Source organism: Vibrio sp. 10N.247.311.13, assembly GCF_041467595.1.
GTDB classification, from domain to species: Bacteria; Pseudomonadota; Gammaproteobacteria; order Enterobacterales; family Vibrionaceae; genus Vibrio; species Vibrio crassostreae_C.
The window spans coordinates 70,748-86,781 of the sequence record NZ_JBFSUX010000011.1 but is presented as its reverse complement, the minus strand read 5'-3'; the positions used below and the strand labels follow the sequence as shown (position 1 = coordinate 86,781).

The window sequence follows — 16,034 nt, the reverse complement described above, 5'->3', positions numbered from 1 at the left end:
TGTCAGGCTTATGCTTCTTCGATACAAATGGCGATGTCTTTCACTTCGTAAATACGCAGACCATCTTTGCTCAGGTTTGCGTCACCAACGATGGTGCGTTTGCCGTCTTCGTCTTTAACCGCTGTGATATGTACATCGAGAGACATCTGTTTGTTCAGAGGGTTAATCTGACCACGGTATTTCCATTTCACTTCAGATTGGATTTGACCGAACTTTGGATTGCGGAAGTCAGCGCCAAGATCTTTGTTTAGCGCATAGGTTTGCATCAGCTCGATGATCGCTTCGACACCTAGAGAACCTGGCATTACAGGATCTTGATGGAAGTGGAATTGGAAGAACCAATCACTTGGGTCAATCGTACGCTCAGCGTATAGGTAACCAAGACCGTCTTTACCACCATCGCTAGTGATCTGCACGGTATCGATAAAGTTCAAACGACCGCCGGCCAATTTGTAGTGCTCTTGTACTTCACCAGTAGACGAGACAGGTGCATTGAAGTAACGCGTCGTTTTGTCTAGCAGGTTGATGTTTACATCCGGCGTGCGGTTGTTATCAACGTGCCAAGGATGAGTCACCTTACCGTTGTCCAAACCCAGTTGGTCTTTCAGTGCTGCGCCTTTGAAGTAACCAAATACCGCTGTACCTTCGTAGAATGGCACGCCGTCAGTGCTCAGTTCGAAGCTAAAGCTCTGTACGATGTTTGTACCCATCATTACGGTTGAAAGCAGGCGAGAATCGTTGGTGATCGTTTTGCCACGCAAGTCGACGTTACGCAGCATTTTGCCGCTGCCGTCTAGGTTACGGAAAAACAGTTCTTCACCTGGGAAGCCTAGTGTGGTGCCCATGTAGCCAGAGATGAAGCCGTTTGGCTGCAGTGAAATCTCCATCAACACCGAGTAAGGCATCAAGGTATGGTGGCTGTTTTCATCAAAGTACCATGCATTTTCTGGCACTTCGTATTCAGCGATACACGATGAAGGTTTCTTGAAGTCGCCACGCTTGCCGTCGATCTCAACGACACGAGTGGTTAACTGCAAGTCGCCACACGGAGTACGTGGTGGAATCATCCCACGGTAGATAGAGAAATCAGGGCCGAAACATTTTTCGATGTCGCCAGTCGCGAATTCGAACATGTGATATGGCGTGAATGGAACCGTATCGGGTGTGCGGTTCGGGTAATCAGGCGTTACCGGAGCTTCAACATGTTGAAGAGGAATCACGCCTTTGTTTGGCGCTGTTTCTAGGTCTTCAATTTGCGCCATCAACGGCGCATTTGCTGAAGCCTGCTGATTAATGACGGGTGTATGGCCCAAGCTTTTATGGTCCAAGCTTTCGATAACAGGAGTCGCGACAGCTGTTTCTAAAGAAGGCAGGTAACGAGTACATTCGTCATCTTCTTTGATCATCACACCCAAGTTTTGGAAATCAACAATCACTTTGCCATTCAGTAAAATATCGATGTTAGCTTTCGCGTATGGGCGAGGGCTTAGACCAATCTCGGTCACTTCCATGCGGTAAGTCAGTTCTGCCGATTGTGGTAGAACTTGACCACGACAGCGTACTTGTTGAGGGGCATTTTCAAGCGGTTGGAAACGACCATTTTGAACAAGCGTGTGCATGCCAAGGTGCATCATGAAGAATTGCAGCAGTTGACCACAACCTTCTGCCATCAAAGAGCCAGCCATTACTGAGTCATCTTTGAAGTGACAAGGGAAGTACCAGTGCTCAGGCTCTAGCTGTTTGTGACCTTCAATCAGACCAAGTCCCCATGTGCCACCTTGCGGTTCAACACGGCTAACCTTTTCGATCATCATGAACTTCTCTGCGCTGAAGCACAAAGAAGGCTGGTGGCGATCAGATTGGTGAGTCGGGCCAAAACACTCTGCAATGTTTGCAGTCAGTAGGTGGCGCAGTTCTTGGTGGTTAAACTGGGTTTTAGGGCAGTGCAACATAGGGTCGAAACGTTGCTTAGTGGCAAGTTTACGAGCCTTGATTTCATCTTCAGTGTGAATCACGCCCTTGCCATCGGCTAGCTCTTCATCAGTGAAGAAGCCCGCACAGCCGTTATCCATTTTCAGGATCATCTTGTCGCCAACGAAACATTCGTACGAGAAGAAGAACAGTAGCGTGTCGCCATTGCGAGCAAAGCTGTTGATTGAGATGTCGTAACGCAGCGTATCGCCACCACGAGGCAAGTCGCCAAGGAAGGTCAGTGTACAATCAAGCAGGCGATAAACACGCTCGCCTTTGTTTTCGAAATCAATGCCTAAGTAGCTGATCAGCATTAGGTCACACTGACCAGATTCTACCGCTACAGCCCAAGGGATTTGACCATCAACAAGATACGGCGCATCAACTGGGATGTCGTACTCTGTGGTCATGGTGCTTGGCTTGTATTCGTTCACTGTCGCGTTGAGCTTGGTTACACGAGATACCAATAGGTAGTCTGTGGTTGGTAGGCGAACGCGGCGCGAGTAGCTATCGATGATCGCGTAGTCAGGGCCAAATACATTGGCGATGTCGCCTTCAGCGTATTCAACCAGATCATCGTAATCCCAGATACATGGTTTACGGATAGGTTTTACTGGTGCTGGTGTCGCAAGTGCGTTTACTGGCGCTGACTGAACCTGAGCTGGTTGAGCTTGAACAGGCTGAGTTGGCGTTTGTTGACCATTCGTTTGTTGAATAAGGGCTGAGCTATCTAAACCAGACGTAATTGCGTTTAACTGTGCTTTTAATAGCGCATCAGCCATCTGCATGCCTTGGGCACGTGTGTGCAGGAATGCTTTGTGTACTTGCTGAGTTGCTTGCTGATTTTGAGCAAAAGCTTGGTTGTATGGTGTTACAGACGGCTGTGATGCTGCATCCGTATTAGCGTCGATTTGAGACGCGCCATTTTTAGCGGATAGGACATGAGTCATATTGCTGTGGTTACCTGTTAGCTGACTGTGGCGAGTTGGCGCCAGAGTAGGGGATACTGATGTAGGAGTTTCGATTACTGGCTCTACCGCGTTCTGCGCTAATGCTTTCTTCTCTAACTCTTTTTGCGCAAGGGCTACTTGAATGCTTGCTGTCGTTGGAACCGACGCCACTCTTGCTGCTTGTTTACCAGAAGCTTTCTGCTTAATTGCAGCCAAGTTAGTCACTGGAGTCTGGGCAATATGTTGATAGATATCGCGACCACCAAGAGTCACTTGCTTAACCAATTGACGTTTAGCATCGCCCGCCAGTTCATTGCTTAAACGAACGGAAAGTGACTGAGATTCAACACTCGACTGGCTTAGTAGCAGCTGTGAACATTGTCCTTCGCTGATGTTGGCAACAATCGCGCTCTTAGAGCTGATATTTGGATTCAGAGACTCAAGGTTCAGGTTGAGGAGACCGTGTAGCAGGCTTGCCATGCCAGAAGCTGCAGAGCAGTGACCAACACGTTGGCTCGCTTGAGTGGTCTTGGTAACTTCTAAGTTGAGAGATACAAGCTCGTGTGACAAAGACTCAGGTGCATGGTTAAGCTCAAGCAGAGAAACATCGTTTGAGCTCATACCGACTTGAGTCAGTAACTCATCAACAACGGCGTTGTTACGCTCGCTTGAGCCAAAGGCCAAGGCGTTAATGCTGCCGTAAGCTGTGTCTTGGTTGCTCGCTACTCGACCTTCTTCCACAAGAACAATTGCACCTGCGCCTTCGCCCACATTCCAACTGCCGTCTTGCGGTTGTCCGAATTTTGGATCAAGCGACACTGGGCTCACGCTGTTCTTCAGAATCACATGTTCCGCACTGCCGCTTAGGTCGACGGCTGCAATCACGACTGCATCCATGGATTCTTGCGACATCAGGTTTTGCGCGACATCGACACAACGAGCAACTGACTGTTCAGCGGCTGAAATCGTAAAGGCAGGGCCATTAAAGTCCCATAATGAAGAGATGCGCGAAGCCATGATATTGCCGATGAAACTGGTGTATTGGTTCAGTTTGGCTGCGTCCATCACACTGTCCATCGCGATGGTTTCTAGCGATTGGTATTCGTCTTGTGTTAGCTCAATACCCATGTTGGCAAAGCTGTCAGCCAATTGGCTATGCAGGTTTACGCGTCCACGGAATTGGTGCATCTCAAGCTCAGTTTCCATCGCTACCAGTACTGCAACCTTTTGGCCTGCCACAAGCTTGGCATCTTTGATCGCTTCGTCTGCAACTTTCATCAGTAGCAACTGCTGAGAGATCAAACGGTCATCTTCATTCGGCGGTACTTTGAAGCGTAGGAAATCGAGGTCGAATTGATCGATGTAAGCCCCGTTTGGAATGCCGTGTAAACCAAACTGATTCAGCAGTTCTGGATGTTGGTCTAAACCTTTCCAGCGCTTCTTAGGCAAAGCAATGAAAGCATCGTTGTTGGTTTCAATCGCAGTGCTCAGCGCGTTGATGCTTTGCAGAGAACCGAAGTGAGACGCTAGGCCAGTAATGCTTAAATTAGACGGCTGTAGGCTTGGAGATGCCGACTCTAGAGTCTGGTTTACATGACTCTTATCTGAGTACGCTTCAAGCAGTAAGTGTGCGTTACAACCACCGAAACCAAATACAGAAACACCCGAACAGCGCTCTGAGTTGCCCGCTTTACTTGGCCAAGGTTGAACTTGCGTTGGTAGCGTCTGTGAGCCAAATAAACCTTCTGGCGACGATAGCGGCTTGTCCAAATTAATACTTGGCGGAAGAACACCTTCTTTCATCGCAAAAATCATCTTCATGATCCCCGGCATACCCGCCGCAGTCAGTAAGTGACCGAGGTTGGACTTCGCAGAGCCAATCAATGGCGGGTTAGAACCATTCAGTTTGTCAGCAAAGAAACGTTCCATTGAGGTTAGCTCAACCTTGTCACCTAACGGTGTGCCGGTTGCGTGACACTCAATTACTTCGATGCTGTCTGGTGTTAGGTTAGAAGCTTCGTAAGCGCGTTCAAAGGCTTGGACTTGTCCTTTGCTATTTGGGCTTAATACGAACTGACCACGGCCATCGTTCGACAAGCCGATTCCACTGACGACTGCGTAGATGTTGTCGCCATCACGCTCTGCATCAGCCAAACGTTTTAGGACTAAAACACCGGCACCTTCGCCAGCAAATAGACCTTTACTGTTGCTATCAAACGGAACCGACACACTGTGGTCAGGGTAAGCGTGGAAGATGGAAAAACCCATGTTGATAAAGAATGGGTCAGCACCGGATACTGCGCCCGCCAACATCATGTCGGCTTTGCCCGTGTTCAAGTAATCACACGCTAACTTCAATGAATACACGGAACTTGCACATGCGGCATCTAGGCTAAGTTGGACGTTGCCTAAACCCAATGCATCAGCCACTAACTTAGAGGCGTTGTGTGCTGCCGCACCGTTGATCGGGTTGAGGTCTTGCACGGTTTCATTGGTTGGCAGCAGTGAAAACTGGTCATTAGCCAATTTAGCTTGTAGTGCTTTCTCGACCACCGAGTGATACATCGGCAGAAACAGATCGTTTGAGCGTGTGGTTGGGAACGAAAGGGCACCCATGATCACGCCTGTGCGCTCTAAAACATCGGCATTCAGATCAATGCCAGCGTCGACTAAAGCCTTACGACTGGTGTCCAAAGCCCATAGGAAACTTTGGTCAACACCGTTGAATGACTCAGCTGTTAAGCGGTAGCCATTGCTGTCGAAATTGAAGTTTTCGATGTAGCCGCCTTTATCACAGTAAAAGCGGTCTGATTCGCCTTGCACGCCCTGATAGCTTTCAGGTTTAGCACCTAACTTTTCAGCGCTTAATGTGGTGCGAGAATCTTTTTTATCTAGCAAGTTTTGCCAAAAGTCTTTTGGCGTATCCGCTTCTGGATACTGGTTAGCAATACCAACAATCGCGATCTTATTGCACTTCACTTGCTGCTTATTCTTAGTTTGAGCCTGATACTGGTTCGATTGAGAACTCATACTAGCTCTCCTTGATGATTCACTGCGCTGCCTTGAGGCACACCACGTAATTGCTTAGCGGCGGTGATCTGTTGTTCTAGCCCTTGAATAAGTGGCTCGACAGACAGTGGAATTTGATGAGTAATGAGCTGGCCAATACACTTGATGAGCGTGACAATATCGTCACCACCCTTGGCATTGGAAGCGATTGTGCAGTACTGGTCGGCTACGTTGTCGCTACGATTGATCTTGTCGATCAATGTGCTGGTTTGACGATCGGCACCTACTTCGACAAACAGACGAGCACCTTGCTGACGCACACTCTGGATCAACGCGGTGAAATCCAGCGTCGAACAGAAAGTATCGGCAATTGAAAGGGCGATGCTGTCGCTGACGATATTGATTGGTGCGCCCGTCGTTAGACCTGCTGCGCTGATAAAGCGGATATGCTTTGGCAATTCGTCGAACAGTGGTTGCGTGTAAAACTTACGCACTTGGCTATGTTGGCTCAATGCTGGTGTGGTGTGCATTGCGGTAACACGATTCGCGGCAATGCCACGTTTACCCAGTTTTTTGAGCAATGCACGACATGTGCTTTCACAACCTGCCAGTACGCAAGTGTCACCTTGGATGATAGCGAGATAAGCGCGTGGAAACTCTGGTAACAGAGCCTCAATCGCTTGCGCATCACTGCGAACCACAAAGCTGTTCCATTGGATGCTTTCGTCGCCGTTCAGCTGCCAATCTTGACGCACTGCAGTGAGTTCGCCAGAAATTGCCGTGGTGAAAATAGGGCTAGTTTGAGTCATCTCAATCAGCGCATGTGGGTTTTTCCAAACATTTAAGCTGGCCCACATGGAAGCCTCACCCTTGGAGTAACCCAAAGCGAAATCTGGCTGCACTTTGAATTCATCACATAGCAGTTGTGTTAACAGGTAACTACTGCCTACACCGGCAATTGCCAATTCACTAAGCGACATTTCTTGCGAATCTTCAGCGTAGGTTTTCTCTGCCTGCAGCATCTCTTTCAAGTTACCCTCACGTTCTAAACGAGCAAATAACTGTGGGAAATGGTGGTGAAAATCGCGCAACATACCTGGATAAACCGTGCCAACACCAGGGTAAACAAATGCAACGCCACCTTTGCTTTGAGGCTTTGGTGAGAAACAACTGCCTGCTGGAGTCTTGTATTGGCTATTGTCAGCCATTATTTTTGGCAACGCATTTTCTAGCGCTGTGATCTCTTGCAGTGCAGCATCGATTGAAGCCGCCTGAATCACGATATTCGCACCACAGTCAGCATTGTGTTGAGCGCTTTGGAAATGACTTAGGTTTGAATACATCAAGCTGGCGATAGCAAGTTCTCTGTCTGCCGAATCACTAACGCATTTAAGCTCAGCTCTTAGTGAGGCCAACTGAGAAACCAATTCAGTTTGCTCGCAGCCAGAAACCACAAACATCAAACTCTCGCTGGATAGCAATGGCTTTGGCTCGTGCAAACCGGTCGCTTGAGTCAATATCAGGCTGGTGGCTTTTGGGCTATCGTCACTGAAAGTTAACGCAGCAACACGTGCTTTGTTTGGCTCAGTGAACCAGTAATGGTTAGGTAATGAATGGCTCGGTAATGAACGGCTCGATATCGCATTAACTATATTCAACAATTCATCAAACTGCTGCGAAGCCGATAAGTCAGAGTGTTGCTGTTGATGACTTAAATCTGAAGCGGGGCGGCGTGCAATATCCAGAGCTAGCTGAATGCTATTTCCGGTAGCTGTATCTACAAAGCTCGCCAAATTCGCGTGTGGGTGAATCTTATTCTGAGCAGCATTCAGCGCACTTAACATCAACAATGATGGTGAGTGATGATCCAAACAGAGCTTAACGACATTACCTTGATTGACTGTCTCGATGGCGTGAGCAAGTGCTTGATTAAAATTGCCATCAACCACAACAGTTATCATCTCTGGGAACGAGGGAAATAAGTCGGCAGAAAGCTCAGCCGCGTTTGCTGGCTGAGCTAAAAGAGCGATGCGCAATGGCATCGCTTTATTAGTAGGAACAGTCACTATGACAATTGCTCCTTTTCTGGGTTCTTAGTCGCTTCTTTCTTCGGCACTGCTGAGCTAGATTTTGGCAAAAATGCGTCATTTAAGCTCTTGCTGATGGTGACTTTGGCACCTTTCATTACTGCGCTTAAACGACCATCTTGGTGGTAAAGCGAGATATCAGCTTGCAGTGAACGAGTCGTGCTTTTTATCACGCTCAGTTCTAGCCAACCTTGGTCACCATTGTGCATCGGTGCGTAACACACAAACTCACCGATTGCAGACGGTAGGCTTGCCGCGCCGTATTTCAATCGAGCCCATACCAACATGGCTTGCAACAGATAATCTTCAGCAAATGGTTGGCTATCGCCAAAGCCTTGCTTAGGAATAAATGATCCGCAGTCGCTGTTTTCAATCTGAGGCAACTGGCACTGAGCCAATAAGCCTAAGTCGTCAAAGCGCTCAACTGAGGTAATACCTTGCAATCTTGGTCCATGAAACAGAGTGCCGTCACTGTATAGAGCTTGTGCCGTTGTTACAGGTGCTGAAGTGCTGGCTTCAAAGCGTTTTGTCGACGCTTGTTGAACATCTTCAGACATTTGCACAGAGGCAACTTGCAACTGAGCTTGATACTGTGGTCGTCCTTGGCAGCTGATTACTGCTTTTAGCTGATCTTTTGATTTAGCATCAGAGGAAAGAACCAGTTTCAGCTCTTTCACTTCATCAGTATCAAAAATCACACCTTTCAGCAGTTTGTAGTTGTGAACGCTAACGTTCACCCCTAACAGTTGCTCTGCGACTTCACGCATCCATTGGATGGCACACACTGTCGGTAACACTGGGTTACCGGCAATGCAGTGATCTTGAATGAAAGGCAATGCCTTTGGATCAAGATGACGTGTCACAGTAATGCTTGTATTCAGCGGACTCTCTGCAAGGTGCACAGACTCCGCATTAAGCTTTTTTACAGCAGCTTCCTTGTTGTCAGAACCTTGCATGCTCGTACCAACCAGCAGTTGAATGCCAGTTTCGTTCAGTAGTTGAGAACTAAATAGCTCTGCACCCGCCTGAAGAGGAATTACGTACACACCGCGCTCTGTAAACATACGTTTTAGTGCTGCGTTGACCATGCCACCGTCCCACGGTCCCCAGTTGAAGCTCATCACTTTCGCTTGAGGGTTACGAGCAGACAGCTGTAGAGCCGCTTTGTTCAGGATCTCGTTGGACATTGAGTAATCGCTTTGGCCTGTGTTTCCGTAGAAACCCGCCGCCGAAGAGAACATCGCAATCAGTTTTAGCTTGCTGCTATCAAGACCACCAAGAACCGCTTCTAGTCCGCCCACTTTGGTGCCGTAAACCATGTTCAGTTCATCAAGCGTTTTGTCTTGAATATGCTTGTCAGCCAGTACACCTGCACCGTGGATAAGACCTGTGATGCCTTCGAAGTTTGCCAGTGTTTTTGCTACTGACTCATGGTTCGATACATCTAGGCTTAGGTATTCAGCGCTCGCGCCGATCTCATTGAAAGCGGCAAGTGCTGCGTTGATTTCAAGGCTGCTCAATACAGGTTTTAGCAAGGCATCTACTTTCTTCGGCGTTGGTTTGTCACCTGTTGCTTGTAGGTGAGCGATAGCCGCTGGTTTTAGCTCTTTCTCTTGCTTACCTTGTGCCCACTGAGGTAGCTCAACTGAAGTAATATGCTTACTACGACCTGCAAGAACGAAATGAGATTTACATTGCTTAGCAAGCGTCAGTGCACATTCAAACGTCACGCCTTTAGCGCCACCAGTTACGAGAACTTTGTCGCTCTTGGTGAGTTGAGCGCCTGTGTTTTTAGTTTGTGCAGCGCCTGGTGTTGTCGCAATCAGTGTTGCACGACCAGATTCACCGTTTTCCGTATGGCTAAGGCCGATTTCAACCGTGTTGGTATCGATATCGAACAGTTCACCTGTGATAGCTTCAGCTAGGTGACGAGCATCAATAGAAGCGTCAGCATCCAATGCACGGCAGAATACGTTTGACCATTCATGGCTCAGTGTCTTAGTTAGACCAGATAGAGCCGCTTGGTTAAGTTCTGCATTCGCTAATTGCTTAGTATCTAGGTAACCAAAGCCACCATCGATACGGCTTAGTGTGAAGAACACGCTACGACCAGAAACGGCATTCAGTTGGCCATTTAGGTGCTTGGCGAATAAGAACGCTGTCGTCAGTGAAGCTCTTGAGTCTGCATTCAAGTTAACCGCTTGCTCGTTGCTTTGTTTAGCATCAACGATAGCTTGTAGGTGAATGAAGCCAGCAATCACTTTGTTCGACGTTTTAAGGTCTGCTTCGATGTCGTTAATAACTGCAGTCACACCAGCATCATCGACGCTGTTGAGTGTGTAGCTTGCGATTTCACTGTTTAAAGGTGACGCGGCAGAAAGAGCACTACGCACTACAGCAACTTGAATGCCGTTAGCGGTCAACTTTTCTGCTAGAACACCGGCGTTGTGACCATCATCTGTGATCACGACACAAGCGTCTTTTGAGAAACAATCGACGAGTTTATCTGCCGCTGGTAGCTTTTTTAGCGCTACCTCATTGTGTGGAGGAAGTTCCGCTGTCGCTGTTTCTGCGATAGGCGTTACTGATTCAGCTTTAGCAGTCGCTACAGGTGCAGCAACGGATAGCTTGCTTTGCATGTAGGTAACGATTTCACCAAGAGTACGACACTCAGCTAAGTCTTCAGGGTTTAGCTCTGGCAGCGTTGGTAGCTGGTCTTGAACCGTACCCAAGATCTCAACGCGTTTAATCGAATCGATACCAAGGTCAGCTTCCATGTCCATCGCTAGGTCGAGCATTTCTGCTGGGTAGCCTGTTTTGTCGGCAACCACTTCCATCATAGTTGATTGAACGTGAGCAGGGTTTAGGTCGTTGCTCGTGCTTTCTACAGCGGCTTCTGGAGCAGGAGCTACTGTCGCTGCTTCCGAATTCGGAGCTAGCTTGCTGTTCATGTAGTCTACAATTTCACCCAGAGTACGACACTCAGCTAGGTCTTCAGGGTTTAGCTCTGGCAAGGTTGGTAGTTGGTCTTGAACCGTACCAAGGATCTCAACACGTTTGATTGAGTCGATGCCAAGGTCAGCTTCCATGTCCATTGCTAGGTCGAGCATTTCTGTTGGGTAGCCCGTTTTATCCGCTACTACGCTCAACATTGTGCTTTGAACTTGTTCTGCGTTTAAACCGTTTGATACTGCTGGCGCAGATGCTTGAGCTGCTACTGGAGCAGAAGCTGGAAGCTTGCTGTTCATGTAGGCTACGATTTCGCCTAGAGTGCGACATTCAGCTAAGTCTTCAGGGTTTAGTTCTGGAAGAGTCGGTAATTCATCTTGAACCGTACCAAGAATCTCAACACGCTTGATTGAATCGATACCAAGGTCGGCTTCCATATCCATTGCTAGATCTAGCATTTCAGTCGGGTAGCCCGTCTTCTCTGCTACCACTTCTAACATCGTCTTCTGAACAACAGCTGCATCTAGTCCGCTAGTTGCTTGCACTGAAGTTGTTGCAGTTTGAGCGACTACAGGAGCCGAAGCTGGAAGCTTGCTGTTCATGTAGTTAACGATTTCGCCAAGAGTGCGACACTCAGCTAAGTCTTCAGGGTTTAGCTCTGGAAGAGTAGGCAGTTCATCTCGAACCGTACCAAGAATCTCAACACGCTTGATTGAATCGATACCAAGGTCAGCTTCCATATCCATTTCTAGATCAAGCATTTCCGTTGGGTAACCTGTCTTCTCAGCAACCACTTCTAGCATGGTTTGTTGAACGACTTTCGCATCAAGGCCATTTGCTGCTTGAACAGGAGCGGCTGCGCTTGGCTGTGCTGCAACAGGCGCTGATGCTGGCATCTTGCTGTTCATGTAAGTAACGATTTCGCCAAGAGTACGACACTCAGCTAAATCTTCAGGGTTCAGCTCAGGTAGGTTTGGCATTTCGTCTTGAACGGTACCAAGGATTTCTACGCGCTTGATTGAGTCGATACCAAGGTCTGCTTCCATGTCCATTTCTAGATCAAGCATTTCCGTTGGGTAACCCGTTTTCTCAGCGACCACTTCTAGCATCACTTTTTCAGCATCGGCTGATTGTACTGCTACTGGTGCAGCCACAGGAGCCGGTTGTGCTTTAACTGGCACAGGCTGAGCTGCAACCTGTGCTGCCGCTTGAGCCGCTACTTGTGGTGCAGGAGCTGCTTTCTGTACTGGAGCTTTCTGAACTGTTGTATTTTGAACCGGCGCAGCTTGTACAGGAGCTGTTTGCACTTGAGCTACAGGCTGTTGAACGATAGCTGCTGGAGTAGTTTGAGTAGCTGGAGCTTGAATCACTGGCTGAGCATTTACTGGCGCAACGAAGGTTGGTTGTACTGTTTGTACTGAACCTTGTGTCAGCATATTAAGTGCTGAGTTGTTGCTGTGCGCTTGCATTTCTAGGTAATGAGCGTGAGCTTTTAGCGTTTCAGCTTGGTGCTGGTGGAACATCTCCATAGAACGCTGTAGGTTCTCAGGAATTGCTACGCCTGCTGTTGCCATTTTCGCTTGCTCAGACATTAGGGTGTTGAACGTGTCACCGTATTGCTGAGGAATTGCAAGGAACTGCTGATGTACTTCTGCTGCTTGTTGTTGAGCATTGAAGAATGATTGCAGTGAAGACTCATCAACCGTTACTGAAGCTGTTGGTTGAATAGTCGCCGATGCAGGTTGTGCCACTTGAGGTTGCTGAGCTGCTTGTGCACTTGGCGCTGCTGCAACTGACTGTTGTACATTTGAAGCTTGAGGAGCAGCCACAGGTACTTCAACGATTTCTGTTTTAATCACTTCTTTTTCCACGATTTTCTCGACTTCAACTTTCACTTGAACAATCTCAGTCTTTTCGGTGACGTTGCCCGAAGCCAATGATTGATCCATTTTCTTACGAGTAGCAGGGCTGATGTAGTTGGTTGCATTCAGCTTGATGTTCATTGGTGATGCCTTTGCAGGTTCAGCAATGTCAGCTTGGTAAGGGTCAATGTTGTCTAATGAAACACCTGTCACGCACAGTTGAACCGCAGCTAAACGAAGCTGTTGGTCACTGTCTCCTTTAGGGCTTGGGTTGATGCTGATTGCGTAAAGTTCTTCGTTTTTATCAGCCAGTGTTTTCTCAACCAGCTTTTGAAGAATGTTTTTCGGACCGAACTCAACGAATACGCGCGCGCCTGCTTCATACATCGCTTCAATTTGCTCGCTGAAACGAACCGATTGCAGCATGTGTTGTTTGAATGCTTTCTTAATCGCTTTAGCGTCTTTGCTGTGCAGTTTGCCCGTTGCGTTTGAGTAAAGCGGCAGCGTTGGAGCGCTAAATGAAGCTTTATCAATTGCAGCTGCAAATGGCTTTTGAGCATGAGCAACAAGCGGGGTGTGGAAAGCACCAGATACTGGCAGAGCAATTGCTTTGAAGCCTTGCTCAGTTAGCGCTTGGGCTGCCTGCTGAACGGTTGCTGTTGGACCAGCAATAACCAATTGAGTCGGAGCGTTGTAGTTGGCAATGCTCACGCCTTCGAATTGGCTGATGCAGCTTTCAACGGCTGGAAGTTTGTCTGCGTCTAGAATGACCGCAAACATAGTACCGCTGTCGCCTTGTTCAGGTGTCGCCGCCATCGCATCGCCACGAGCGAAAGCTAGTTGGTAGTAATCGTCTTGCGAGATAACACCCGAAGCACATAGTGCGCTTAGTTCACCAAAGCTGTGGCCTGCAACCATGTCTGCTTTGAAGCCAGCTTGAGTCATGATGTCGAACTGACCCATAGACACAGTACCAATTGCACTTTGCGCATTGGCCGTGTTGGTTAACACCGCTTCTTGAGCTTTGGTTGCTTCTGGTGTGAAGGTTGGAATGGGGAATAGAATTTGGGACAGAGCCGTCTTCTTGTGCTGACCAAATACTTGGTCCGCTTGAGCAAGCTGTTGGCGCATCTCTGGGTAATGACAAGCAAGCTCGCGACCCATGTTGAGATATTGCGAACCTTGACCTGCAAATAGCGCTGCTACTTTACTAGTGCCGTTTTCAGCAATCAGTGCTGACTCACGGTAGCTAGTACCGTTTGGCATCTGCCAATGTGCTTTGGTTTGGCTCTCAAGCATAGGAATCGCTTGAGTCAGTTGCGCTTGAAGGTCTGCTTGGTCAGTTACAACTAAACCAAGACGAGCATGCTTAGCGTCAACTTCGCGTAGAGCGTGTTGCTCAGCAAGCGCTTCCAGTTTGAACGCTGCATCTGCAGTTTGAGTTGAAACCTGTTTAAGTTCATTGATCAGTGCTTGACGAGATTCTGCGCTGAATAACAGAGTTTGCGGCACTTGGCGTTGACGGTATTTGTCACCGCGAGTGTGCTCTGGTGTGTACTCTTCCAATACCACGTGGAAGTTAGTGCCACCAAAACCGAATGAGCTGATACCTGCACGGCGTGGTGTGCCGTCGACACGTTTCATCCAAGGGCGCGTTTGTGTGTTTAGGTAGAACGGCGAGTTTCCGATATCCAGTTTAGGATTCGGAGCCGATACGTTAATCGTTGGCGGCAGTACTTTGTGGTGCAGTGCTAAGGCAGCTTTGATTAAACCTGCAGTACCCGCGGTTGATTTAGTGTGACCAATTTGAGATTTCACAGAGCCTAACGCAATGTGTTGCTTCTCTTCATTGTTCTCACTGAATACCGAGTTTAAGCCACCAAATTCAGCAACATCGCCTGCTGCAGTACCTGTGCCGTGCGCTTCTAGTAGGCCAAGCGTGTGCGGTGCGAAACCTGCATCATCATAAGCACGTTTGAGTGCTTTTGCTTGTCCTTCAGGGCGAGGCGCGTAAATACTCTTGAACTTACCATCCGAAGAAGAACCGACACCTTTAATCACTGAGTAGATTCTGTCGCCGTCACGTTCAGCATCTTCAAGGCGCTTAAGAGCAACCATGCCGATGCCTTCACCAATCATCATACCTTTTGAATCGATGTCGAAAGGTTGAATGGTTTCGTTTGTAGTGAATGCTGGGGTTTTAGAGAAGCTCATGTACATGGTTGGTGAGTTATCAGTACACACACCACCAGTGATCATCATTTCACTGCGGCCTTCAACCAGCTCGCTCAGTGCCATGCGCATTGCGGCTAGAGAACCTGCACACGCAGCATCTACTACACAGTTGATGCCACCAAGGTCAAAGCGGTTAGCAATACGACCTGAAATTACGTTACCTAATGAACCAGGGAATGAGTTCTCTTCCCAGTGGATGTATTGGTCTTGGAATTTTTTGATCAGCATTTCGCTGTCTTCGTCGTTGATGCCACTGCTCTTGAAGACTTTTTTCAAAACAGGGTATTGAAGACGAGCATTCAAGCTTTGAGCGATCTTCTGACCACCGCCTACACCGAGTGTAATACCGATCTTATCGCGATCGTAACCTTCAGGAAGTTTCGCATCTTCAAGTACTTCTTTTGCCACGATCAGAGATAGCAGCTGTGACGTATCAGTCAGTTCTAGGATATTTGGCGGAAGGCCGAATTCCATAGGGTTGAAGTCAACTTCTGGGATGAAGCCACCGCGCTTACAGTAAGATTTGTCTGGCGTAGTACGATCTGAATCGTAGTAATCTTCTGGGCGCCAGTGTGTATCAGGCACTTCGGTAATTGCATCGATCTTTTCGCTGATCAAATCCCAGAATTTGTTTAGGTAGCGAGAGTTCGCAAACATGCTTGCCATACCAACGATAGCAATAGGCATGTCTTTAAGACGTTTATTAAGTCGAGTGTCGTCGACTGATTCCGGTGTATTTTTTTCGGGTTGGCTCATTATGAGTCTCCACTTGAAATCACTGAGGGCGATGTCGTGTTTTGAGGCTGCGCTTTTAATTGAATCGAAAATAAATCTGAAACAGATTTGGGCAAACGCAGCTGAAGAGTAAGGCTGCCGAAAGTTGGCCACCTGACTGAAATAGGGGGTGCGAAGTTCATTGACTTGCAGACGTTGAGAACGTGTTTCATGCGTGAAGGGGGTATTCGAATGTG

3 protein-coding genes are annotated in these 16,034 nt (G+C 48.1%); all 3 read right to left on the bottom strand.

Annotated elements, in window-relative coordinates; genetic code table 11:
• Positions 1-8: 8 nt before the first annotated feature.
• From AB6E52_RS07290 to AB6E52_RS07280, 3 genes are read right to left on the bottom strand one after another with little or no spacing between them, the layout of a single operon-like run.
• Positions 9-5,951: a beta-ketoacyl synthase N-terminal-like domain-containing protein gene (locus tag AB6E52_RS07290; protein ID WP_102320188.1), complete on the bottom strand. Its 5,943-nt coding sequence runs from the start codon at positions 5,949-5,951 to the stop codon at positions 9-11.
• Positions 5,948-7,996, bottom strand: a complete 2,049-nt coding sequence (locus tag AB6E52_RS07285) for a PfaB family protein (protein ID WP_102320187.1) — start codon at positions 7,994-7,996, stop codon at positions 5,948-5,950. Before AB6E52_RS07285 ends, AB6E52_RS07290 begins: the two co-directional genes overlap by 4 nt.
• Positions 7,996-15,819 carry a type I polyketide synthase gene (locus tag AB6E52_RS07280; protein WP_102320186.1) on the bottom strand — a complete coding sequence of 2,608 codons (7,824 nt, stop codon included), beginning with the start codon at positions 15,817-15,819 and terminating at the stop codon, positions 7,996-7,998. The genes AB6E52_RS07285 and AB6E52_RS07280 overlap by 1 nt, the downstream gene beginning before the upstream one ends.
• Positions 15,820-16,034 lie beyond the last annotated feature (215 nt).